Annotated in this window: 16 protein-coding genes; 4 read left to right on the top strand and 12 right to left on the bottom strand. The window is 64.8% G+C overall.

From position 1 onward, the window contains the following. Positions 1 to 2 precede the first annotated feature (2 nt). The 10 genes from dpdG to queC all read right to left on the bottom strand — a co-directional run bounded on the left by dpdG (position 3) and on the right by queC (position 13,628). A complete protein-coding gene (dpdG, locus tag BDK89_RS22625; RefSeq protein ID WP_424955271.1) occupies positions 3 to 908 on the bottom strand; it encodes a protein DpdG in 906 nt (301 codons plus the stop codon). Positions 909 to 920: 12 nt separating this feature from the next. Continuing rightward, complete coding sequence (gene dpdF / locus BDK89_RS00720; RefSeq protein WP_279586807.1) at positions 921 to 3,440, bottom strand: protein DpdF; 2,520 nt, start codon at positions 3,438 to 3,440, stop codon at positions 921 to 923. Positions 3,441 to 3,475: 35 nt separating this feature from the next. After that, a complete protein-coding gene (dpdE, locus tag BDK89_RS00715; RefSeq protein WP_133867126.1) occupies positions 3,476 to 6,598 on the bottom strand; it encodes a protein DpdE in 3,123 nt (1,040 codons plus the stop codon). A 79-nt stretch (positions 6,599 to 6,677) separates the two neighbouring features. Then, positions 6,678 to 7,802, bottom strand: a complete 1,125-nt coding sequence (dbpB, locus tag BDK89_RS00710) for a DGQHR domain-containing protein DpdB (protein ID WP_133867125.1) — start codon at positions 7,800 to 7,802, stop codon at positions 6,678 to 6,680. Further along, a complete protein-coding gene (dpdA, locus tag BDK89_RS00705) occupies positions 7,799 to 9,058 on the bottom strand; it encodes a tRNA-guanine transglycosylase DpdA (RefSeq protein WP_133867124.1) in 1,260 nt (419 codons plus the stop codon). Before dpdA ends, dbpB (BDK89_RS00710) begins: the two co-directional genes overlap by 4 nt. After that, positions 9,055 to 10,203: a DGQHR domain-containing protein DpdB gene (dbpB, locus tag BDK89_RS00700; RefSeq protein ID WP_133867123.1), complete on the bottom strand. Its 1,149-nt coding sequence runs from the start codon at positions 10,201 to 10,203 to the stop codon at positions 9,055 to 9,057. Before dbpB (BDK89_RS00700) ends, dpdA begins: the two co-directional genes overlap by 4 nt. 920 nt (positions 10,204 to 11,123) lie before the next feature. Then, positions 11,124 to 11,945, bottom strand: coding sequence for a GTP cyclohydrolase FolE2 (gene folE2 / locus BDK89_RS00695; RefSeq protein ID WP_166657279.1), 822 nt, complete (start codon positions 11,943 to 11,945; stop codon positions 11,124 to 11,126). Further along, positions 11,942 to 12,301, bottom strand: a complete 360-nt coding sequence (queD, locus tag BDK89_RS00690) for a 6-carboxytetrahydropterin synthase QueD (RefSeq protein ID WP_133867121.1) — start codon at positions 12,299 to 12,301, stop codon at positions 11,942 to 11,944. Before queD ends, folE2 begins: the two co-directional genes overlap by 4 nt. Further along, positions 12,301 to 12,936 carry a 7-carboxy-7-deazaguanine synthase gene (gene queE / locus BDK89_RS00685; RefSeq protein WP_133867120.1) on the bottom strand — a complete coding sequence of 212 codons (636 nt, stop codon included), beginning with the start codon at positions 12,934 to 12,936 and terminating at the stop codon, positions 12,301 to 12,303. The genes queD and queE overlap by 1 nt, the downstream gene beginning before the upstream one ends. After that, positions 12,933 to 13,628, bottom strand: a complete 696-nt coding sequence (gene queC, locus BDK89_RS00680) for a 7-cyano-7-deazaguanine synthase QueC (protein WP_133867119.1) — start codon at positions 13,626 to 13,628, stop codon at positions 12,933 to 12,935. The genes queE and queC overlap by 4 nt, the downstream gene beginning before the upstream one ends. 548 nt (positions 13,629 to 14,176) lie before the next feature. Between queC and BDK89_RS00675 the strand changes: the two genes are divergently transcribed. The 3 genes from BDK89_RS00675 (at position 14,177) to BDK89_RS00665 (ending at position 15,859) form a co-directional block, all read left to right on the top strand. Next, positions 14,177 to 14,557: a hypothetical protein gene (locus BDK89_RS00675; protein ID WP_133867118.1), complete on the top strand. Its 381-nt coding sequence runs from the start codon at positions 14,177 to 14,179 to the stop codon at positions 14,555 to 14,557. A 158-nt stretch (positions 14,558 to 14,715) separates the two neighbouring features. Next, positions 14,716 to 15,360 carry a hypothetical protein gene (locus BDK89_RS00670; protein WP_133867117.1) on the top strand — a complete coding sequence of 215 codons (645 nt, stop codon included), beginning with the start codon at positions 14,716 to 14,718 and terminating at the stop codon, positions 15,358 to 15,360. Between the two features lie 22 nt (positions 15,361 to 15,382). Further along, on the top strand, positions 15,383 to 15,859 hold the full coding sequence (locus BDK89_RS00665; protein WP_133867116.1) for a hypothetical protein: 477 nt from the start codon (positions 15,383 to 15,385) through the stop codon (positions 15,857 to 15,859). Positions 15,860 to 16,533: 674 nt separating this feature from the next. Here the strand turns inward: BDK89_RS00665 and BDK89_RS22505 are convergent. Further along, the gene (locus BDK89_RS22505; RefSeq protein ID WP_133867115.1) at positions 16,534 to 21,615 is read right to left on the bottom strand and encodes an AAA domain-containing protein; all 5,082 of its coding nucleotides are present in this window, start codon (positions 21,613 to 21,615) and stop codon (positions 16,534 to 16,536) included. 85 nt (positions 21,616 to 21,700) lie between these two features. After that, complete coding sequence (locus tag BDK89_RS00655; protein WP_133867114.1) at positions 21,701 to 22,816, bottom strand: M48 family metalloprotease; 1,116 nt, start codon at positions 22,814 to 22,816, stop codon at positions 21,701 to 21,703. A gap of 176 nt (positions 22,817 to 22,992) precedes the next feature. Between BDK89_RS00655 and BDK89_RS00650 the strand changes: the two genes are divergently transcribed. Next, positions 22,993 to 23,775, top strand: coding sequence for a maleylpyruvate isomerase family mycothiol-dependent enzyme (locus BDK89_RS00650; protein ID WP_133867113.1), 783 nt, complete (start codon positions 22,993 to 22,995; stop codon positions 23,773 to 23,775). Positions 23,776 to 23,857: the final 82 nt, after the last annotated feature.

The following is a 23,857-nucleotide window of genomic DNA, read 5'->3' as shown; positions in this document are numbered from 1 at the left end:
CATCATCGGACCTGCCGTCCCCGAGCCACGTGCGAGAAAGTTGTGCCGTCGTCTCGGAGGACTCTCGGGGAGTCGTCACGGTCCTCGAACACGAGTGCACCGCTCGCCTCAAGTCGTCGAAGCGCGTCCGAGGTTGGCACGCTCAGGTCGCCAGATTGGTCCTCTGCACGATTCCAGTTCTCTTCGACGAGTAGACGGCAACTCCCGGTCTCCAGCACCGGCAGATGAGCGGCGACTCTTTCAACAAATGCACGGGCCTCAAGATGGCTCGAGCTACCGAAGACATCATTCAGCGAGTCGCGCAAAGCCGGCGTCGGATCTGGGATGAGTCGGCCCGACGGGGAACGCCAGGCAAAGCCAAGCGAACACGCCCAGCGCTGAAACGCTGTCCACCTCGTCCCGTTCGAGATCGGCCAACTTCCACCATCGTCGCCACTCCCTTGGCGACGTCCGAAGTCGGCCTCCTGCAGATCCCTCGCGTTCGGCGTCTCCCCCTCCATTCGGGCGGGCGCAGCAGCGGGACCGAAACTCAGAAACCATGCCAATGCGTTGGTCAAATCTCGAGCGCCTTCCTGGCTCCCCCAGGGGGCGCTATTCAACTCGGGTGCGAGCACTCTCCCTCGAATCACACGGCCGATCGCTGCGTGCCCCTTTCGTGCTGCCTTCGTCGCCTCTGGCGACAAATGGACACGGTCGCCGTCACGACTGGCTAGGCCTAGTTCGATCATGCTCGTGAGGTTCTTGACAGCGTCGAGTTGATGTTTATCGGGGGCATCGCTAAGACTCGGTGGTGACACGGCGTCAATCGTGCGCTGAAACTCGTCGTTGTGCCCTGGGCTCTGCGCGAGGTACAGCGCAAGAACAGCCATCATGCTCGCCCGGAGTTCCGGGGGGTTGAGAAGTGCCATTTCTTCGGGCTCCTACAGAACTTGCTCGAGGTCTTCAATGCGGTAGGCCGCGTCCATGTCCATCACGGGTCGCTCGTCCTTTCCGGAGCACAACTCGTCGGGTACAAGAACGACAACCAGGCTTGAGCGCGAACTGCCCTCGAGCAGCAGACTTGGGTCGACCCCTTCCGGGATGAACGCGAGCGTTGGCACCCCAACCTCGCTGACAGGATCGAAATCCTCCAACTCCATCAGCATGGTCGGCGCTTCGTTGCCGCTCGGCCCAGGCAGCCAGTCCATCGCCGCATCAGCGACCGACTGCGGAACGACCAGTAGGCGAATCTGGCCTGCCGCTAGCAGCGTGCGTACCACCCGCCGCATACGGCGCTGAGAGTGGCAGTCCTCGGATCGCAATCCAACGATCAACCTCGGCCCCCACCGACCTTTCGTCGCAAGGCCGTAGAGCTTTGAGGCCTGCATATCTCGATGAAGCTCGATTCCCTTTGGGCGCGGCGACGGCGACGACCAGCGGCCTCGACCGGACGCTCGGCAGTATCCGCAACCGCCGCAACTCGGGAGGCACACGGTCGCAAAGTCCGGACTCTGCAGCGTGTAGTGCTGAGCGATGAGCGCACCTGCACAGTCTCGGCCGGACATGGCCGATTTCAGCGCTTGCAGGCCCTCGCCACCTCGCTCGGCCGAGGCCGAGCGCACAGGTTCGACGACCCCACTCCAGAAGGACTCGGCTTGATGGTCGCCACGTAGGAGTCGCACCGTGAGCCAGCCGCGATCGTCACGCATCTGTTCTGGCTCCGCCGAATGCCCAGCAAGGCTGAAGTCCCAGGAGAGCGCTCCAGCGCGAGCCAATAGGCTTACTGTGAAGAGGTTCCATCGTTCGTTGTAGTCCGTGTGGGCGTCGAGGTCAGTGGGCACCGCCGTCAGGGGCAAGCGCACCAAACCTCCCTCTAGGAACTCTGCGCTTCGAATCATCGCATTCCAGCGATCCCGTGCGCGATCCGCCGTGATGTAGCGGGGGGACGCCAGACTCGACGCCACGTCCATGTCACCGCTCGTCGGGAGCACGATGGAGATGGAAGGCCTTCCGTCACGACCGGCCCTTCCAACTTCCTGGTAGTAGCGGTCGAGCCCCTCTGGAACACAGGCGTGGACGACCGTCTTGATGTCCGGCACATCGATGCCAAGTCCGAAGGCCGAGGTGGCAAACACCAGATCCACCGACGCCGGAGCATCTGGCGTGTCTCGGAGCGCGCCCAGCACATGTTCCCTCTTGCTGGTTGAAGAGGCTCCATCAACCACTGCGAACCGTCTAAATCCACCCGTCGCCGCAAGGCGACTGAGACGATCCGGAGTCAACGTGTCGGGTCGAGCAGTACGTTCATCGCGAAGTGTCGTGTACACAATGGCGGGCCTCGGCAAATGGCGCAGCGTCTCCAAGAGTCGCTCGTCACGTACGTCGCTGCTGGCGACAGGAGTAGCCCAGAACGTCGGCTCCGGTCGCACCATCGGAGCACCGATATGGTCGAAAGGGCCCGGTGCCCCAAAGAGAGCCTGTAGGAGCTTGAGCGTGTCTTCTGTCAAGGTTGCACTTGCGAGAATCGTTCTGAACGGCTCATGCCCGGCTCGCACACTCTCGCGAAGTAGATGGGTCCGAAACCCTGCGAGTGCATGGAAGTTCGGACGGAATCCGTCACCCCAACTACTCACCACGTGAGCTTCGTCGACGGCCAGAAGCCTCAATCTTCCTCCCGCTGCCACATCCGTGAGCGGCCGGGAGAGAGCCGTGACAACTGCCTCGGGGTTCGTGAAGACCACCGGTTGTGCGCCGATCGAGATCCGTCGCACGAACTCGGACTTTTCACTTGGCGAGAGTTCGCCGTGGTAGGCCGTTGGGGGCGAACCCGGATGCTGGTTCGCGTAGCGTCTCTCCTGATCGAGGGCGAGTGCAACAGTTGGGACGACCACAATCGATGTCGAACCGTCGGCGGGCTGAAGAACTGCGGGGGCGAGCATGGCAAGTGTCTTTCCGCCGCCTGTCGGAAGATTCACAACGAGCGTGCTCCCGGGTTCCGCCAACAGCGCACTCCTAACAGCCGTCCGCTGCCCCGGGGTCCGATACGTCCTGAACTCCTCGTCGATCATGCTCAGGAAAGGGTCACCCCGGACAGATTCCTCGCGCCGCACGACACGCGTGTCGGAAACGTCGCGGTCGACGGCGGACTCTCGACCGAGGTCAATCCAGTCCGGCACCCAGGGCCGAGCACGAACCCGAACGTGGGTTCCCTGGTCGCCGACCTCCAAGCCAAACAGGTGCCAAGGGACCCTGTCCAATGCCCCCGCACCCCGGGGGACATCGAGCCAAGCTCGAGTGTGTTCGCCTTCACTTGACGGTCCTGACACACCTCGCCGGACATCGTCGACTCGTAGCGCCTGACGAATGAGCACGGCAGCGTCAGAGAGCCCCTGGCCCAGCATTGCGCTTTGCAGCGCCAAACAGACTCGATCGGCCGCCGGCGCGTCGTGACCGTTCGACATCCGATTCAAGAACGCCTGAATGTTTGGCACCGAACTCATTCGGACTTGCCTGCCGAAGCGACGTCGATGTCCGCGAAGATGACGGCTCCGCATCCGACTACATCGATGTCAAGATCAAAGTCACGGGTGAGAGCGGCCCGTACCGCTCCCAGAGCAGCGACCTGCTCTTCAACACCTTCCACCCCGCTGCTTTGCCGTGCACTCAAGACCGACAGGCGTCTGCCGGTTGAAGCCCGAATATGGTCCGCGACGCGACGACTCGAAGCGACCGACGCCCGGCGCTCCAAGATCCGTTGGGCCCGTGCCAGTCCATCCTGGCAGACCTCCTCCCAGTTGAGGTGACGGATCAGCGATTCGAACAGTTCCGGACGGGACCCCAGGTTCTGATCACCAAGTGATCGGTCGTACGCAAGCACCGAGCGACTGTCGATTTCCTCGCCGCCAACGGACATGAAAACGGTCTCAAGAAGCGGAGGTGCGTACGACCGGCACTCCGACACCAGCCAATGTCCGAGCCCAACACTCTCCGCAACTGAACTGGCACTCTGTGGCACCTCGACTCGGACGACGAAGTCCGTACGAAGCACGACTGTCGGTGGCCAATGGTTCTTCACGTGTCGAGAGAACGCGAAGGCCACGCCACGGTCATCAGACTCCAGGTGCCGAACAATCTCGTCGAACAGGCCATGACCCGCCCGGACCAGCGGCAACTGACGTTCAACAGCGGCCGACCGGTCGACCGTCAACTCCTGGTTCATCCACGGCGCCATTGCGGCTTCGAGTTCGAATGGGACCTGAAGACGCGGCCGACCAGCGATCCGTATCGACCCTCTTGAGGGGCGTGCGATCTTGGCTCCAACGCCGCGCAACCAATCGACGAGGGCGCCGTCGTTCGTCGAATGGGACTCCAGTTCGAGCAAGCGTTGGTTCAGACGTTCATGCTCACCCTTCGCAGAATCAAGCGAGTCATGGGCGGCGATGCGATGACCCTCAGCAGCAAGTTGGTCATGTCGCACCTCGACGTCGGAATCGAAGACTGCGACGCCTTCGACGATCACCTTCGCGAGCAGTTCTGACTCAACGTCGGCGAGCACGTACTGCAATGACGAGACCGAGCGGTCAAACACGCCGCACGAGTCCGCTGCGAAGAGGAACCACCCCATTCCATATGACTGTTCTCCGTACACAAACACCATCGAGGCAACAGGACGCCGTTCACCACGGGCGTGCCGGTCGGCACGACCGATGCGTTGCTCCAACCGGAAGACCTCCCAGGGAAGGTCGAGATGGACGATTGCGTCAGCGTCTTGAAGGTTGACTCCTTCTTCGGCGCTCGCGTCGCACACGAAGAGCCGGCACTCTTCCTGAGATCTCCAATGTTCGGCGTTCGTGGAGTTCTGATCAGAGGTCTGACCGTCTAGATGCCGGGCGACGCGATGGGCCCCGTACTTAGCCTCCACTGCATCTGCGAAGTCCTTCGCGACGCTGGTGTAGCCAGTCGACACGATCACCTTGCCAAGGTTTCGGGAGATAGCCATCTCGCCTACCTGTCGCACAGCCGCGTCCATCTGCACGGGTTCCAGCGCCTCCAGGTCACGCCGCCAACCGCCACCCAACGACTGCAGCCAACGGGCCGCCTCATCACCACCCGAGCCTTGGCCTCCGCCAAGCCCATCGACAGTCAACAGTGCGGTTGGGAGCGAGCAGCACCACTCGCACATGGTGCGGAACGCGGCAACGGCACTTCCCACCTCAAGTTCGCCCGATTCGATCCGCTCGGCGAGATGAAGACGGAAACTCTCGATCAGATCCTCTCTGAGTTCGTCACTTGCATCGGCGAGTTCGACTGTGAAAGGCCGGCCGCGCCGACGCCCGCGGACACCGAAAGACTCGTGTGTCTCGGCCGTACGGCGCGTTCGAAGCAACCGATGATGAAGTCGGTATGTCTCAGACAGGTGGTTCTTCACCAACTCGATCTGACCCGGCCGTTCGCCGTTGCTGCTGTTGGCCGCTCGTTCCAGGTGCGCGAGGAGTTGTTCGTCCTCGGGGAACATCGATCGCAACTGCTCGGAGAACAGCGAGAGATCGAACTCGTCGAGATCGGGGGACAGGCCGATGTGCACCAGAGCCAGTTCGTCGCGCAACTCCACCCGCCTCGCAAAGGACTCCAAGTCGTCCAAGCGATAGTTGGTCGGGTCAAGCAAGTGCAACAGGTCAAGGAACGCAGCTTCGTTGGAACGAACTGGGGTAGCAGTTAGCAGGAACACCTGCGACGACGAGTGCGCCAATGACGCCAGTTGCCGGAGCACGTGCTCTTGCGATCGACCCGCCCGGGTCAGGTGATGAGCCTCGTCTACGACAAGTACATCCACTGGTTCAGTCGGCCAGGAGTCGTGGTCCCCATGGGACCGGACTCGGATCTGCGCATCGTTGAACTCACCGAGATGGAACTTGTCAACGAGTTCCTCGGCCCACTGTTGCCGCAAGTGCTCAGGTGCAAGTACGAGGACGCTGGCAGATGAGTTCGCCCTGAGTTCCTGCCACACCAGTGCGCCGGCCTCAATTGTCTTGCCAAGTCCGACCTCGTCGGCGAGGAGGTAGCGGCGGACGGCGTCGTTTGAGACCGAGCGCACGACACTCAACTGGTGGGCATGCAACTCGACCGAGGCGAGCAGGAGACCCTCGACTCCGGCGGCAGCAGCACGCTGCTCGTACCAACTCGAGATCAAATCGACTCGCGGCTCGTAGACCACCGGGCTATCTCCGCCGCCCACGGCCAACAACTCAAACGGGTCGGAGATAGGCAAGTTCCACCTGACATCGAAGCTCTCTGCGCCGAGGACCTGGCCGTACCCGTTCGGCATAGCCACAACGAATCGACCGTCTTCATCCGCTTGCTCGGCGTCGATCCGCCCGATTCTCCATCGGTTCCCGTCATGGAAGTAGACACGCGTGTGGCGGCGGAGCCTCGCCGTCGACACATCCTCGTCGACAACCTCTCGCACGACGTAAGGGTCGGTTGACGGACCCTTGAAGTAGCGGACACGCGCCACCCCCTCTTGCATGCTCAGCAACCGACCAACCCCCAAAGGGGTTGCTACAAGATGGCCCACCGTGGCCGTTCTCAACTCCACACTGTCCCGCACAGTGGCCGGCATTGTGTCAGGCGGTGACCGCCTCCGCAAACTTGGGTTGGTGCTGCTGAACCACTCGGTATCTCATGTCCAGTGGTGGTACCTACCGTGTCCGACGAGAGTTTCGGTACGCCGCCAGCACGTGGTTTGCGAGGATCTGGATGTCTTTCGAGGTGTTCTGGAAGTCGTTCCACTTCCGTTTCGTGCCGGAAGCGAGCTCCCACTCGCCTGACGACCAGGCACAGGAGTCGGCGATCAGGCTCACCTCAGCCAGGAACCCATCGACGTTCAGACGATTCTCGTCGCGAAGTCGGTCGCACATTGCGTCCATGAGAAATCCCATTGCGACGATGCCGGCGCCGTGCACGAGCCGGGACTTTCGTGGCGTCGAGTTCCAATCGCCCGGGAAGACCAGGCTTACTGCCGTCCAGTAGTCGTTCACGACGGTGGCCATGGCCTCGAGGTCGCCAGTTCCATCGACTGGATCTCTGAAGTTGTAGAGGTATCCCTCGATGATCGAGTTGTCGAGCATGCGGAGAATGCTGTTGTCCTTGATCACTCCCTCAGGGTTCGTCGGCGTTTGGATCCGCCAGTGGAACGGCGACTCGCTGTCCCAGTTCAGAAGATCGAGCAGTTCGGCAGAGATCTTCCTCCGCGCAAGACTCGGCGGGAGCATGCCGGTGGTGCCAGGGATGAGCTCGTAGATCAGGCTGCGTGGCAGGGGCTTCGTGGAGTTGACGAGGATGAACTGCTCTCGCTGTTCCTCTTCGTTCGCTGTGATGAAGGCCGTGACGGGAATCGGAAACTGTGAGACATTGGCGTCGCGAATCGCCGCCGTTCTCTGCTGGCCATCGACGATCCAACCTGGTCGCAGTTCGGGCGCCTCGCTGACATCGACTGGGATGACGATCTCGCCCGGAACCGAGTAGGTGTCGGACTTAACCGACGGTTCGAAACGCACGCGGTCGTCGAAGGCGATGACAATTCCGTTCGGGATCATCGGAGCGTCGGACTCGATGTACTTTCGAATCGCTGTGATGTGCTGAAGCGATTCGGGTCGTTGATAGCCCTGCACCGCCGATTCGTCGTCGCGGCGTATCCGCGACACGGTTGCGAAGTCGTCGAGGAGTTTGCCATCGACGGCGAACTGATACAGCACCCTGCCGGGCGATTGGGTAATCGCAAGCGCCGGCAAGCGCAACTCGACAGCTTGGTCGGAGACGGTCACGTGTGTTCTCCAGTCGTTTGCAGAGAGTGAAAGCCGTTTCGCGAGATGCGGTCTCGGAAGACGGCCAGGTTGTGGAAGCCACGTCGCTTGTTGCGCTCAGAGCCTCGAAACATGATCACCTCAATACCGGCTTCCTCGCAGATTCCACAGCCGCAGTCCTTCCACGGACGCGCCGAAAGCGTACGGAGGTACTCGGCTTCGCGTGTCTTCTTCACGCCGACCAGGTCTTCGTAGTCGAGGACGCGTTGCAGCGCCTGTTCGACGGGCAACTCGCCGGCGTCGTACGCACGGAGTCCTTCGAGGCAACTTCGCTCGGCGAGGATCGCGGCGCGCTGGTCCACCTTGCCGGCCTTGATCTGCCGCTTGAGCGAGGCGTTTCCGTCGACCTGCGGAACCTTGATGGCCACGTAGGTTGAGTCGAGCGTGTAGTAGTTGTCGGTGTCGTCCTTGAACGCTTGTCGAAACGGCGAGGTGCTATCGAACGACGTCACGCCGTGCTGAGCAAAGCGGCGCATCTCGTCCACTCGGGTGATGCCCAGTAGATGGAGTTCGGTCTCGGGCTTCCTCACACCGCTCGAGGCTTCAAGGCTGCTGACGATGTCATTGCTGCGAAGAGGAACCATGCCGCCCATGGCGATCTTGACGTATCCGAGGTCTTGAAGATCACTCACCGATTGGGCGTAGGAGTCGGCGCTCCATCCGTGCGCGACCCCGATCGGGACGATGTCGCAGTTTCGCCGGGAGACCTCGTCAAGAAACAACCTGGCGTTGTTGAGCGTGATGTCGAGACGCCGTTCCCATTCAGAGATCATCTCGTCCGGGATCGGGTCGCCGTCTCGGACAAACCCGAAGACAATGTGGTCCGGAGCGACCCCCCAATCGAGTCCGCAGTACTCGTAGAAGTCCAGCACCTCAGCGACCGAGTATGGAGGCTCTTCTTCGTTGAAGTAGGTGAACGCGCCGCAGTCGCCCATGATCAGGACGTCGCGATGGACCTCGTCGAGTCGAAAGAACCGCCGGGCGCGCTCACGGTACAGACGATTCCGAGCACCGGCGGTGTACCGGGCACTGGTCCGTGCGCCGTGACCATCGACGATCGACTTCGAAATGAGCAAGCCATCGAACGGTCGGTGCTGCAGAACCTCGTGTGCGTAGCGGTCGTCGCGCTGCCGAATTCGATGGACGGGATGCTCCTCCGTGACGAAGTCGAACATCGGATCGACCTGATCCTGACTGTCCGGGAAGAAGAACCTCATGCGTGTGCCCCCACGTCGTCAAGTGCCGCATGCAGTCGCAACAGGTGGTTGGACAGTTCGTTGATATGGCGCGGAACGTTCTGGATCTCATTCCACTCCAGTCCGAGTGTCTCCCACCTACCGCTGGTCCAGTGGCACTGCGGCGCGATGGCCGACAGTTGGCGCCGAACCTCATCTGCCGCTCCCTCCCGACGCGGATTGACCGCGGTCAGCATCCGGTCCATCAGACGACCCATCGCTCTGATTCCGGCGCCGTGCATGAGACGGCTGTGTCTCGGGTCTTTCCCCCAAGCGTCAGGAAAGGTGTCCCTCACTGCGGCCCAGTAGAGGTTGAGAGCGGCCAGTGCCTGGTCGAAGTCGGTCTCCCCGGAAGCCGCATCCCGATAGACGAAGAGACATCCGGTCGGTTGAAAACTCTCTTTGACCATATTCACGATGCTGGTGTCGGTGACGATCGCAGCTCTGCGCTGCTCCACCGGCGTCGAAGGACGACGGATCAATCCGACGAACGGTGAGTTGGCGTCTTGATTGAGAACGTCGCATACAGCCGAGGGCGTCTTCCTCATGGAGAGTCGAGGCGGCAAGGAACCGCTCACAGCCGGCAGCAGTTCGGTCACCAGTCCGCGTGGCAACGGTTTCGTGTTGTTGATTCGCAAGAACTGGTCGCGCTGAAGATCGACCGAATGCGTCACGAACGCGCTGACGGGGACAGCGAGGTCGGTGCGCTGCGACCGGCTGAGAGCAAGGGCGCGCTGCTGCCCATCGACGATCCACCCTGGTTTCCGTTCGCCGTCCAGCGGAACCGGAATCTCAATCGACCCCGAAGAGGCCAACCCGTCCGAAACGTGTGGACCACGACTGCCGATGAACCGCGCTGACGGCGAGAGTGCCAGGATGATCGGATTCGGGAACAACACCTCGTCGCCGTCAAGGTACTCAGTGATCTCTTTGATGTGCTGACGTACCGACGGTCGTTGGTAGCCGATCAAGTCGCCCGCATCATCCCTCGCGATGCGAGAGATGTCTGCGATCTTCAGAATCTCTCCCGGCGTAAGCGAGAAGAAGTAGAGGGCGGTCTGCTCCGACTGATGCAGTTGGAGCGCCCGTCTGACGAAGTACTCCCTTGCGGAATCACTGCGGCCCATTGTTCGCCAGCACCTCCTTGAACAATCTGCCAAACCGATGCTGCTCACAGGCAAAGCCGGAGGCTCGGTATTCCCGAAGCAACGCTGTCTTCGTGGCGGAACTGTCTTCATCCACACGGCGTCGGATGAACGCGGAGACACGGTCATCGCTCGTCGGGGTCCGATCGAAGCGCCGAAGTTCGGGTTGCCTGGACACGAGCATCTCGAGCGCCTTTGTCGCCTCCAGCAGACTCGAGTCGGCTCGCTCAGTCACCAGGTAGCGCGCTACTCGAGCGTTGAGTGCCTGACGCGACCCGCCGAGTTCCGCCTGCACCCGGGCATCTACTGGCGGCGCCGAATCGCGCAGCCCAGGAGGGGCTTGGCCACCGAGGCAGACAACCGTCATCTGCGATGGATCAGCGAGAGTGGAACGTGCCGCCAGGAGATCATCGACGCAGGCGCGAAGATACGGCGGCGACAGGGCTACGAGCAGGCTGTCTTTGGGGTGGGACTTTGCGAGGCTGGCGAGCGTCCGAGGTTGGCCGGGTTCAGGCCCTTCCCAGTTTGCGAGTTCTGACCACCAAGCACTCCTGTCGCCTCCAACCGCGACACGATCAGCACCGTCGCTGAACGCTGCCGAGTACGACCGAAGCGGGGCCGTACTTCGGATAAGGCCGTAGCCCGCCGACGCAACCCACAACTCCACCTGCCGCCCTCGCGGCGCGAGGGCGGGGATCGACGTCGACACCGTCCAGTGCTCACCCTGATACAAGCTCTCAGCTGGTACGACCATCGCGTCAGAATCGCTCAGGCATTCGACCCACTGTTGGCACCGCTTCGCAACAGCTATGGACGGATCCAAATGTCTCGCCATCAGGCCATCTGGAGTCGTTGCCGACTTGCGGTTCGAGCAGGAGACAACCAGTCGCGTCGTCGTTGACCTAGTCACGGTGCGTGGGCGCCAGTCTGTGGTCGAAGCCCGGCGACCACGTCTCTGCGAAGGCGGCATGGTGGTGGATGCTCTCTTCATTTTGTGCAAGCACGCTGAACTCGAGGCCTGGCCACTTGCCAGCGACCATCGCAACCGAGTCGCGAACCATGTCCTCGACAAACACCGGCTTGTCGTAGGCCGTCATGGTCATCACGCGCTCGTCGGGTCGCTTAACCAACGGGTACACCGGCGAGGACGCACACGCCTCCGCAATCCCAATGAGATCGATGAGACCAACGCTCGACGAGTCGCCAATGTCAACGGCGATCGTCACCTGTCCTCGTTGGTTGTGGGCGCCGTAGTCGCTGATCGCCTTGCTGCACGGGCACAAACTCGTCACTGGAACACGCACACTCACCACGGTTCGTCGGGCACTCGATGCAGCCACGGCGGTCAGCGCGCACGAGTACTCAAGCTTGGCGGTAGCCCCAGTTGCCGGGGCTGCACGATCGAGAAACAGCGGGAAGCTCGTTCGAATCGTCGCCGACTCGGCTTTGAGCCTCGCCCGAACGTCCTCGGCTAGTCCGCCGATGCTCGTCGGCGACAACGGGTCGGAAAGAGCCGCCACCGCTTCAACGAACCGGCTCATGTGAGTGCCCTTGATGTGGCCCGGCAACTCGACCGAGAGGTCGAAGTTGGCAACTGATGACTGGGCATCTCCTGTCGTGTCCGCAACATCCACGGGATAGCGCAGGGCTTCAACGCCTGCCCGCTGCAGACAGATCGCACGCTCGTCGGGGCGACCCTGCACGTCCTCAAGCGAGACATTCACGATGCCGGCCCTCGATAGACGCAACCTGACGTGCAGGTCTCGCGTACGACAACCTTGGATAGCGGCAGGTCGCCATCGAGTTGGCTCCAGAGCCAAGCAGCGAGCGTCTCACTCGTCGGGTTCTCCAGCCCCGGCACATCGTTGAGGTAGTGATGATCCAGCCGATCAAGGATGGGTGCGAACGCCTGCTTGATCTCTGCGAAGTCCATCACCCAGCCGGTTCGTTCATCTGGTTCCCCGTCAACATGCAGTTCGATTCGATAGGAGTGGCCGTGGAGACGACCGCACTTGTGTCCTTCGCTGACGTTGGGCAGTCGGTGAGCGGCCTCGAAGGTGAACTCGCGAAAGATCTCCATCACGGGATTCCGATCAGCTTGTGGGTCTGCAACGACAACTGCCAAGAAGGGTGCTCAAGGCAGTACGCCACCGCCTGTTCAGTTGCCTCCGCTCGATGTTCGCCGTCCATCGGCTGAAGGTAGAAGTGCTCGAAGTCAAGCTCCGACACCTCTGCGGGCTGAAGGCCCGCTTGCGGGAAGACCAGTTTGAGTTCGTCTCCTGAATGCACAACGAGTGCGGCACCGTCCTTCGGGCTCACGCAGATCCAGTCCACGCCGCTCGGCACCTCGATCGTGCCGTTCGTCTCGATCGCGATCTCGAAACCACGCTCCCGCAATGCGGCGCAGGCCTGCTCGTCCAACTGGAGGAGTGGTTCGCCTCCCGTGCAAACCACGTACCGCCGATCCGTCGAGTTGCCGGCCCACGCTGTTTCCACGGCCGCGGCGAGTTCGTCAGCCGTCGAGAACTTGCCGCCTCCGGGCCCGTCGGTGCCGACGAAGTCGGTGTCACAGAACTGGCAGATGGCTGTCGGGCGGTGGCGCTCCTGGCCGCTCCAGAGATTGCAGCCGGCAAAGCGACAGAAGACAGCAGCACGGCCAGCGCGGGCGCCCTCCCCTTGCAGCGTGTAGAAGATCTCCTTGACTCGATAGCTCATGCCACGTTGAGCGCTGGATCAGATAATCCGGCCTCCGCAAAACCTTTGGCGCGGAGCAGACAGGAGTCGCACTGTCCGCAGGGCCGACCAGCATCGTCGGGGTCGTAGCAACTATGCGTCAGCCCGTAGTCGACCCCGAGGGTCTGGCCCAACTCGATGATGCCTGCCTTCGTCAACTCCATGAGCGGTGCGTGGATCACAGTCTTTGTTGTGCCTTCAACCCCACCCTTGGTCGCCAGATTGGCCATCCGCTCGAAGGCTTCGATGAACTCGGGCCGGCAGTCGGGATAACCCGAGTAGTCCAGGGCGTTGACCCCGACGAAGATGTCCGAAGCCTCGAGCGTCTCAGCCCAGGCCATGGCGAAGGACAAGAAGATCGTGTTGCGCGCCGGCACGTACGTGATCGGGATTCCAGACTCCATCTCGTCGATGGCGCGTCCCTTGGGGACCTCCAGGTCGGCGGTCAGAGCCGAACCACCGAAAGACCGCAGGTCGATCTTGGCAATGACGTGGTCGGCCGCACCCATCGCCTCTGCCACCTTCCGCGCGGCTTCGAGTTCGACGTCGTGTCGTTGCCCGTAGTCAAAGCTCAAGGCATAGCATTCGTACCCCTCGTTCTGGGCAGCGGCGAGGACCGTCGTCGAGTCGAGTCCTCCGCTGAGCAGCACGACTGCTCGTGGTTTCGTCTTCATGCTCGTGCCTTTCTGTCAGCGAGTACCGCACAATTGAGCGCAGTTTCCGTTCAGACTACACGTATGTAACTACACCGACGACGGAATCGCATCACCGTCGTCATCCGACATGTGACCAGCCGACACAGCGAGTGGCAATGGGTACGACTACCCGGCGCCACCACGACGTTGCGCAGTGGCTGTCGACTCCCACAGAAGCATGGGCGTTGCGCTGGCTCTGCCAGGCGGGCCTCGATGGCTCGGCGCCCACCTCGGCCAGTGTCGCCGGGTAGCGGCGGTTGCGCTCTCGCGCTCAATGCTGACGCGGGCCAATGCCTACAGATCGGGTCACCCCCCAACCGTCGACGTCGATCGCAGCATCAGACAACTGTCTGCTGGCCTCCGACGCATTGAGCCATGACGACCCGGCCACAGCGGTACCTGGTCGGACGCTTCAGCCGTGCCGGAACAACCCGCCTGCCGGCGTCGGTCACGACCGGTCGGATGTGACACGCTCGGATGGCATGGGTCGCGAGCACTTTCCGAATCGAGCAGCAGCCTGGCGGTTCATGGCGGAGCTTCATCCCACGTTTGATGCGTCGAATCAGGCGACCGCTGAGCGGATCGTCGACCGACTTGTCGAGCTGTCGGGTACCACGATCGACCACTACGACGAAGGCAACCCCGGGTCGAGCCGAGAGGTCAGGGTCCACACGCCGCTCGGGAACATCTGGGTCAGCCCGACCAGAGTCTGGGCCCCAGGCGGGCTGGCGCACACCGACGAGTTCGAGTTCGAACCGTTGGACAACAACGGCCGCTCGTACCTCCTCCCGACCCGCTCCAAGAGTCGCTCGATCGGCCAGGACGACGCTGCCGACACCCAGCTGTGCCCGAACTGCTTCATCTCCCACCCCGTCGGAGGCAGCTGTCCCTTCTGCGGTGACAACTGAGCGAGGCCCGAGGCGATACGGTCCCAGATGTCGAGCTCCGGTTGGCGAACCGGTTGCTCGGCGGCGGGTCACGATCTGCAGCAGTTCGCGGGTGTCAGCTGCGAGACGTGTGGTTCGGCTCCGCCTCATCACGAGTCGATCGAGAGAGCAGGAGAACCATGAGCCAGTTGGTCGCGTACTACGACGAGGAACCCGTTGAGGTCGACAACAAGGTCGAGATTCGCCAAGACCACATCTCCGCCGTGGGGGCAGCTCGGTCGGTCGAGGGCGCTGTGCGCACCCACCTCGTCTACGTCGTGGTCCACCGACCGGCCGAAACCCTGCTGGTCCCGTTCGGCGAGTACGACGACTGGTCGCTTCGCGACCGCTACAACGAGGCGATCCGCATCATGAACGTCCTTGGTGCTTCGACAATTGTGTGCGAGACGTTTCGAGAGGTCTCACAGGCCGGCGGCCTCCGCGCCAGGATCAATGGAAAGGGTGGTGGTCTTCAACAGCAACGGGACGAGAACAGCGGTTTCGACTTTCGTCATGAAGGGTCGGGCAACGCGCCCCGTGATCCGAACCCGCTCAACTGGCCGGACGAGCCGGGGTTCGCCGCCGCCGTGATGAGCGTGCTCGAGAACGGTTCGGCCGAGGTCGAGCTCAACATCAAGAGCAGCAGGAACTACTCGGTGAACGGTTCGCTCGGGGTGCAGCTGGGCGGGCTCGGCTTCGATCTCGGCGGCATGATGCAGAAGAGCGGCGCCACCAGCCTCCACATTCACGCGACGTTCCCGCAGGCACGGAAGGGCTGGAAGTGACCGATCCGGGAGCCGGTAAGCGATGAGCGGCGATCAGGTCACCTTTCAACGCCGGCCACAATCGCTGAGCGCTGCCATCCGGCGGGCGAAGTCGACGGACCTCGCCGTGCGGATGCGGAACCAGATGGCAGTCGATCTCGGCCACAAGGAGGACCTGGTCGACGACGACTACGTCGGCGTCAGTCGTGGACAGCAATCCAGCCGCTGGAGCCTGAAGAAGTCGGAGCCGAAGTTCGGCATCGTCGTGGCAACCACGTCGCGGCTGCGCCTCGTCATCGCTGACGGAGAGGCGATCACCGACATCCCGCTCGGATCGCTCAGCCTCGTCCACGACGAAAACAACGCCATGACGTTCACGGTCAAGGACGGTCGCGGCTCGACAGAACCGATGACGCTCATCTTCCCGAAGCGCCGCGCGCCCGTCGCCCAGTTCCTCCGCAACGAAGGCGACGGTGCCAGGGGCCGGCTGAGCAAAGTCAAAGGTCGGTTCGCCCGCTAGCAACTCAACGAAGTTGGGGACACCATGGATCTTGACGTTCAACGCGGCAAGTATTTGCGAAGCTACGTGCGGCTGACAAAGAGCTCATTGAAGTTGGCTCTGACGGCACGCTGAACAGCAAGTAGTCGCTTCAGGCCACAAGAAGACCGGCAAGAGCGCTCCGGCGAACCAAAGGTCATCTGGAACGGTTGACCCTATGTCGCGGGCGCTACGGTCTGGACCTGCAGCCGGCCGTGAGAATGTAACACGAGTTCCGTACGCAAGACCGTGTCGCGAACGAGTCACGGTCCGATCGATAGACATATCCCGAGCGCAACGAGCGAAGATTGGAGCCCCAGTGAGTGCAAGCGGAACAAGGACGTGTTCGATTTGTGGGGAACAGGGACACGACCGCAGATCCTGCGACGTATCCGCCAATGCCGGGACCTGCAGCGTGTGTGGGTACCGGGGGCACGACAAACGCAACTGCCCCTCCAAGTAGCCACCTAAGGCACCACGGGTTCGCCTACGGCTCGTTCTCTGTGACTTGCTGGCGGTTCGGCCGGGAGTGCCCGCCCGCAACCGACGAGGCGTCCCACCGGCGGCGCGGCGCCGGATCAGGCCAACGTCCGACATGCGCCGCCGTTGCGCCTCTTGTGCGAGGCCGTCGGAAACGCCGACTTCGTCGTCGTGCCCTACGACACCCGACCCGTGGTGGTTACGTGGGCGATGACGTCGTCGGGGTTCGTCCACCATTCGGTCACCATCACTCGAGTCACGGGCCAGCCGAAGGCGTTGAGGACTGCGGCTTCTGACACCAACCTTGCTTCTGCCGACGTGTCGTCGTCGCCTGGGTCGATGAGCACACCCAGGCGGTAGCCGTCGTCTCCTCGGATGGCGACGTCGATGGTGAACTGGCTGCGGCCGACGTCGGTGTCGACCTCGAAGCCTTCCTGCCTCAGGCGCTCGGCCAGCTCCGCCGCGACGGCCGACCTGGCTCCTGCACCGGGTGACTCGTCGCCGACCCGCAACGAACGCAGCACCGCTTCTCCCCCGTCGCCGCCCGCACTCTCGGCCTGCGCATAGGCGAGGAACCGGGCGAGGTGGGCGGCGCCGTCGTTGTGGAGGTTGGTGATGGCCGGGGCCTCGATCGTGCTGACGATCGCCATGTGCTGCTTGGCCCGACTGAAGATCACGTTCAAGCGGCGCTCGCCGCCGGCCTGGTTGACCGGTCCGAAGTTCATGCGCATCTTGCCGTTCGGGTCGGGGCCGTAGCAGACGCTCATGATGATCAGCTCCCGCTCGTCGCCCTGCACGTTCTCCAGGTTCTTCACGAACAGCCCGACGTACTCACCGTCGTCGACACGGTTCTGCTCCGCCTCGTACAACTCGGCGAAGTGCTGATCGACCGCCGCCAGATCGGCGAGGGACGACTCGATCGCCGTCTGCTGCGCCTCCGAGAACGCCACCACACCGATCGTCAGCCCGCACCCCGACACCAGCACGGCCCGCACCAGCTCGGCGACGTAGTCGGCCTCGGCGGTGTTGCGGCGGTGCTCGTACACACCGTGGGGCACCCGATGGAACGAGATCGGCCGGGCCAGCACCTCGGCCAGGTTCTCCCGGGCGTCGTCGGGGCCCGACACGACGATGTCGGGGCGCTCGTCGCCGTCGAACAGGCGGTCGGGCACCGTGGCGAGACGGGCGTCGTAGAAGGCGTGGTTGCTGTAGGCGATCAGCGACTCCGACCGCGACCGGTAGTGCCACGTCAGCGTCGACGACGGCAGCGACAGGTCGGCCTGGGTGAGGAAGCTGTCAGCGTCGAGGGTGACCGTCACCCGATGACCGTCGTCGTCGACCACGTCGACCTCACCGTCGTCGTCATCGGTCTCGGCGGCGAAGAACCGGGTCGGCGGGAGCTGCATCCGGTCGCCCACCACGATCACCTGCGGCGCCCGGAACAGGCTCGGCACCGCGTCCTCCACCGGGATCTGGCTCGCCTCGTCGAACACCACGGCGTCGAACCAGGTGCCGTCGAGCGGCAGGGTGTCCGACACCGACAGCGGGCTCATCAACCAGATCGGCTTGAGGTCGCGCACCACGGCACCCGAGTCGCCGGCGGCCAGCTCACGGATCGACCGGAATCGCATCTTCTTCTGGAATTCCCGCTCGAGCACGCGCCGGCCGGCGTTGTAGGTGCGCTTCAGCTCCTTGTCCTCGTCGGACCGGCCGGCCATCGACGCCTCTGAGTGTTCGACGTGATCGAGGAAGCGACGCTTGGCGCGGGCGGCGACCATGCCGGCGTTCGCGTCGAGCAGGGTGCGATAGCGGGCGAGCACCTGATCGACCACCTCGTCGAGCCGGGCACCGCTCATCGACGCACTCGCACCACCGGCGCGACGGAGGACATCGTCGAGCACGGCCCGCTCGATCGCGTCGGGTGTCGAGCCCGGCTGCAACACCGCTGCGATGACGGGCGCCGGCGCTTCGGCCAAGTCGCGCCAGGCGAGGAGGAGCGGTTCGTCGACGACGGAGGTGGCCTCCAGCCCGGCGGCGAGCGGGGTGAGGTCGGCGTCGGGGGTGGTGTCGTCGGCGACGATGCGGGCGGTCACCTCGCCGAGTTGTTGGAGGGCGGGGACGAGGCGGGGCACGTCGACCGAACCGGCGGCGCAGGCGGCGACGAGCGGGTCGCCGGCCAGGCCGTCGATCATCGAGATGACGGCGGGCAGATCGTCGGTGCCGTAGCGGGTGGTGAGCGCCGCTCGCTGCGCAGCGACGGCGTCGTTGGCGTCGTGCCAGGCGACGAGCTCGGTCAGCACCTGGGTCACCGACGGCTCCACCTGGTGATCGGCGAACCGATACGACCCGTGGACGAGCGACTTCACCTTCCGCCACGACCCCGACAGGAACTTGAACGCCGACCCCTCCTTCGACTGCGCCACCGACAGGGCGGCACGCGCGTCGGCGGCGTCGAGCACCGTCGTCCACCGTTCCCGCGCGGTGCCTTTCTGGTCGGCCTCGGCCTGCGCCGCGTCGAGCGCGGCCTGGGCAGCGCGCAGGTCGAGGTGGGCGGGATGGCTGCGGTCGAGCACGCCGATCACGCCGCGCTCGTGGAAGGCGGTGAGCCAGCCGGCGACCGGGGCGACACGACGGACGGAGCCGACGGTGACCGGCTGGTCGGGCGTGCCGGCGGCGGCGGTCGCGTCGAGGAAGGGCGGGACGGCGGCCGCCAGTTGCGAGCCGACCTCGCGGGCGGTCACGACCGGGTCGCCGTCGGTCAGCTGATTCGGCTGAACGTGGAGTGCGGCCACCTCTCCGAGCGGGCCGGTTCGTCCGCCGGCCGCGGCTGCGGCGACGACCCGGTCGATCGCCGGGCGGGCGGCGCGCCACGCCGGTTCCTCCAAACCGTCGGGCAGGTGATCGGCCGGTTCCACCCGGCGCACCCGCAGACCGACCAGACGCTCGACGATCGAGGCGAGGCTCGCCCGGTCGCCGCGCTCGTCCGTCACCTCGGCGAAGAGTCGCTCGAGCGGATCGAGCACCTCGTGCACCGCGGCCAGTGCCGCCGTCCGGGCGGTTTCGCGGTCGTCGGTGCCGTCGGCGAGCCACGACTCGTAGGTGGCGCCGAGGTCGGCGATCACCTCCTTGCGGTCGAGCTGCGAATCGTGCACCGTCGCCACGATCTCGCCCAGCCCCGCCTGGCGGAGGCGGTGCGCCACCACGTCGATCGCCGCCCGCTTCTCGCACACGAACAGCACCCGCTTCCCGTCCGCCACGAGGGTCGCCAACAGGTTGGTGATCGTCTGGCTCTTGCCGGTGCCCGGCGGCCCCTGGATGATGAACGACTCGCCCGCCGACGCCTTCCGCACCGCCCGCGCCTGCGCGTCGTCGGCCGGGAGGACCAGCGGCTGATCGACCGTGAACGGGTCGGGCGGCGCCTGGTCGGTTCGGCGCGGGACCGGGGCGAAGATCGACTCGAACGACTCGAAGGCCGGGGCGGTCGCGTCGTCGGCGAAGCCGGACGGTTCGGCGCCGGCGGCGAGGACCGTGTCGTAGTCGCGGGCCAGGTTCGTGCGACGCGACCCGAGCGAGGCGAGGGTGACCGCACACAGGTCGACCTCCCATCGGTGCCGGCTCACGTCGCCGGTGCTCACCGCATAGTTCGTCTGCTCACGGGCACCGGGCGGCTCGAGCGTGGCCGCTGCTCGGCCGGACGGTGGCGGGAGCGACGGGGCCATCGCGTTCGGTTGTGGCGGACGTGGCGCTGCGTCGGTCATCGATCGGAGCGGCAGTTCGGCGGAGCGGACGAAGCGCCGGTAGAGGGCGAGGCCGAGCGGGCGCCAGTCGTCGTGGTCGTAGCTGTGGTCCTGTCGACGCCACCTGCCTTGGCTCGCCATCGCCCGCGCCTTGCGGCGACGGTAGGCGTCGACGCGGAGCTGTGCCCGGCGGCGGATCAGGTGGATGCGGGGCGTGTCGACCAGGTCGATCGTGAGGGATGGTTCGGTCGCCCGCACCGCGGCCTGGAAGTCGGCGACGAAGGTGAGGATCGACTGGGCGTCGCCGTCGATCCGTTCCGGCAGGGTCACCCCGAAGCGGGAGCGGAACACGTGCCGCAGCACCGGGTTCACGTCGAGCCCCTCCTCGGTCTGCACCCGATACCGGTTGCGCACCCCCTTCTTGCGGGTCAGCTCGGCCGGGGTCACGAACAGCGGCGAGTTGACGTGCTCGTCCGTCTCCGGATCGACCCAGCGGAGGAACGCAGCGATGAGCTGGAGGCGGCCGTGGCCGTGCTCGGCGCGCAGCTTGCGCTCGTTGCTGATCATCGTGTCGAGCGCCGGCGCCAGGTGCGGCGCCTCCTCGAACCGACACCACTGCTCGAGGTCGACCGCCTTCCCCGACCGGAACGCCGCACCCGCCTTGCCCGTCCACGTGAGGAGGTCATCGGGGCGGATCCGGTTCACGTCGAGCAGCAGCGGCACCGACGCCTCGGTCAGCGAGACGTTCGCCGACGTCGGCTTGAAGTAGAGGGCACGGTTGCGGCGAGATACGTCGAACACGCGCTCGCGCAAGGTGGCGAGGACGGCCTTCCGCCATCCCTCCTCCGCCGCGTAGGCGTCGGCGAGGTCGAGATCGGGCGGCACCTCACGGTGGTGTTCGAGCTGGGCGATCACCGCCGAGAGTTGGGCGGGGCGACGGTGACGGCTCGGCTGGGTGAGATCGGTCAGCACGCCGGCGACGACCGGGTGCAGGTTCGGGTTCAGGGTCGTCAGGTGGCGGTGGCGGAGGGCGAGCTCGTGCACATCGTCGGGCCGGTCGAGGTCGAGCCCGAACGCGTAGCCTGCGAGCAGGAGGCCGGCGAGGTACGTGTCGGTCAACTCGTCGTGGACACCGTGCGATTGCTCCCACGCCCGGTAGCCGATCTCGAACACTGGGCGATCCGGGAGCGTGGTGGCGTCGTCGTGGACGTCGAGGCTCGTGGCCTGGCGGTCGTCGATCGCGACACGCTGCTGGACGGTGATGGCCTGGGCCCGGTCGGGTGGATCGAGGCGGCGGGTGAGGCGCTCGTCGCGCTTCGGGGACTGGGTGTGGCCGGTAGCGAGCTGAAGGGAGGTGCCGTCGTAGGTGACCGCATCGGTGCCGTTGATGCGGGACACCTGGCCCTGGCGGTGCAGGTCGTCGAGCTGCCGCAGGAACGGCAGGCCGACGGCCAGCACATCGCCGGTCGACGGGAGCTGCTCGGCCGCGGTGGCTTCGGAGAGGAGCCGTGCGTAGGTCATCGCGTCGCGCACCTGTCCGGGGTCGGGTGATCGCCGGTAACGGCTCGTTCCTCGCCGTCACCTCTGACACCTGACCCCCTTCGGTTCATGATCGGGCCGTTGCTTTGGTCAGGATCTTGGTGAACTCTTCTGCGACGCCGAGGCGCTTGGCTTCTTCTTCGAACTGCCGCACGCCTTCGAGGTCGTCGCCGCTCAGGGCGAGGTCGACCAGGAGGGCTCCGCTCAGGTGGCGGACGGACGGGGTCGCTGCGGTCAGTTCGTCGTCGGCCAGGCGTTCGATCGTGTCGAGGTTCGCCGTGGACACATCGAGCTCGGGGACGTTCCTCAGGTACTGGGCGGTCTCGGCCGAGACGCGGGCGCCGGAGGCGAGCACGCGTCGGGTGAGTTGTTGGAGGCGGAGCTGGGCCAGCAGGTCGAGGTGGTCGAGGTCGTCCGGGCCGTCGATGAGTTGGCGGACGATCTCGTCCTCCGCCTCGGTCGAGCGGGCGGCGAGACAGGCGATGCGCACGTGCAGCTCGGGGTGCGTCCAGCCCGCACTCGCCACCTGTTCCGACTCGACGATCTGGCGCGCCTGGCGCAGGTAGGCGTCGGGGTCGACGTTGCGCAGACCCGTGCTCACCTTCACCATCGCCGACACCACGGCCCGCTGATCGCCCAGGATCTCGAGCGAGATGGCGTCGGCGTAGACCTCGGTGTGGAGGCGGAGGCGGCGGGCGGTCTCACCGATCGCGTCGGCGGCGTTCGCCTCCTCGTCCATGCGGTGGACCATGTGGTCGAGCACCCAGAACGCACGGTCGTCGCGCTCGTGGAGGTGGGCGTGGGCGAGTTCGTGGGCGAGGACCGCCTCCTGCTCCGCCACCGACAGGAGGTCGAGCAGGTCGCCGGCGAACACGATGTGGATGCGGTCGCCGAGGCGGAGCACCCGGGCGTTGCGGACGTCGCTGTTCAACTCCTGGTACAGCACGATCTCGCGGTCGAGGCCGAGCTTGCCGGCGACGACCTGGGCGATCCCGGCCAGCGCAGAGTGCACGTCACCGTCGAGTCGGTAGCACGTCTTCAGGAGAGAGAGCTCGGCCTGGTCGATCTGCTCCTGCGTCGGGTGGGCCGACTCGGAGAACCAGCGCCACAGCTCGGGTTCGGTCGACTCGAGATGCGCCCGCAACTCCCGGTGATACGCAGGCGCCGCCAACCGCTCCTCCATCACCGACACAGTAGAGGCACGAGCAGTCGGACCCCGCAGCACCACCGGGCTCGCACCCGGCGAACGCGTGAACAAACTGCGGAATAGTTCCGCAGTTTGTTCACGCCTTCGGCGGACGCGGTCGGTCCGCAGGAATCGGGCGTCGGTCGGGCGGTGGGGCGTGTCATGATGCGGCGATGAGTCGCCGCTCGCTCGATGTCGTGGGGACCGAAGTCATCCGGGAGCATGCCTTCGGGCTGGCCGAGGTGGCTCGCCGGGTTCCGCTCGACACGCCCGTTCCCTCCTGCCCCGACTGGACCATGGCCGACCTCGTCTGGCACCTCACCGAAGTCGAACTGTTCTGGACCGGCGTGGTCGCGAACCGGCCGACAGGGCCCGGTGAGTACGTCGAGCCGGCACGGCCTGCCGACGACGAGTTGATCGACGGACTCGAACGGGCCGCCACCGGCCTGCTCGACGCGCTCGCCGGCGTCGACCCCGCCGAGCCGGCGTGGAGCTGGGGCGACGAGCAGACAGTCGGATTCACCCTCCGGCGGCAGTCGCACGAGGCCGCCGTCCACCACGTCGACGGATGTCTGGCCGCCGGCACCGACCTGCCTGCGTTCTCGCCCGCGTTCGCCGCGGACGGCATCGCCGAGGTGATCGAGGTGATGCTCACGGGCGTGCCCGAGTGGGGCCGGTTCGAACGCGGGAACGGCGTCATCCGGCTGCAGCCCGGCGACACCGACGACTCCTGGACGCTCGCCTTCGGGCGAATGATCGGCACCGCGCCCGAGTCGGGCACCGAGCACGACCTCGACGCGCTCGACCCGGTCGACGAACCGCCGGACGCCACCGTCGAAGGCACCGCGGCCGACCTCCACCTCTGGCTCAACGGCCGAGGCGACCTGGCCTCACTGACGGTGCACGGCGACGAGACCCTCGCCCACCAACTGCGCGACATCGCCGCCAGCCTCTGACCGGGCCGGGCCGGTACGGCGAACGCATGAACAAAATGCGGAATAGTTCCGCAGTTTGTTCACGCCTTCGGCGGGCGGGTCG

Origin of the sequence: Ilumatobacter fluminis (assembly GCF_004364865.1) — a bacterium.
In the GTDB taxonomy this organism is placed as follows: domain Bacteria; phylum Actinomycetota; class Acidimicrobiia; order Acidimicrobiales; family Ilumatobacteraceae; genus Ilumatobacter; species Ilumatobacter fluminis.
This window is presented reverse-complemented; position numbering and strand designations above follow the sequence as displayed.

Coding starts and splice junctions, on each gene's coding strand:
- dpdG (WP_424955271.1), bottom strand. CDS start 908: ATGGCACTTCTCAACCCCCCGGAACTCCGGGCGAGCATGATGGCTGTT.
- dpdF (WP_279586807.1), bottom strand. CDS start 3,440: ATGTCGAACGGTCACGACGCGCCGGCGGCCGATCGAGTCTGTTTGGCG.
- dpdE (WP_133867126.1), bottom strand. CDS start 6,598: ATGCCGGCCACTGTGCGGGACAGTGTGGAGTTGAGAACGGCCACGGTG.
- dpdA (WP_133867124.1), bottom strand. CDS start 9,058: ATGAGGTTCTTCTTCCCGGACAGTCAGGATCAGGTCGATCCGATGTTC.
- dbpB (WP_133867123.1), bottom strand. CDS start 10,203: ATGGGCCGCAGTGATTCCGCAAGGGAGTACTTCGTCAGACGGGCGCTC.
- queD (WP_133867121.1), bottom strand. CDS start 12,301: ATGGAGATCTTTCGCGAGTTCACCTTCGAGGCCGCTCACCGACTGCCC.
- queE (WP_133867120.1), bottom strand. CDS start 12,936: ATGAGCTATCGAGTCAAGGAGATCTTCTACACGCTGCAAGGGGAGGGC.
- queC (WP_133867119.1), bottom strand. CDS start 13,628: ATGAAGACGAAACCACGAGCAGTCGTGCTGCTCAGCGGAGGACTCGAC.
- BDK89_RS00675 (WP_133867118.1), top strand. CDS start 14,177: ATGGCGGAGCTTCATCCCACGTTTGATGCGTCGAATCAGGCGACCGCT.
- BDK89_RS00670 (WP_133867117.1), top strand. CDS start 14,716: ATGAGCCAGTTGGTCGCGTACTACGACGAGGAACCCGTTGAGGTCGAC.
- BDK89_RS00665 (WP_133867116.1), top strand. CDS start 15,383: ATGAGCGGCGATCAGGTCACCTTTCAACGCCGGCCACAATCGCTGAGC.
- BDK89_RS22505 (WP_133867115.1), bottom strand. CDS start 21,615: ATGACCTACGCACGGCTCCTCTCCGAAGCCACCGCGGCCGAGCAGCTC.
- BDK89_RS00655 (WP_133867114.1), bottom strand. CDS start 22,816: ATGGAGGAGCGGTTGGCGGCGCCTGCGTATCACCGGGAGTTGCGGGCG.
- BDK89_RS00650 (WP_133867113.1), top strand. CDS start 22,993: ATGAGTCGCCGCTCGCTCGATGTCGTGGGGACCGAAGTCATCCGGGAG.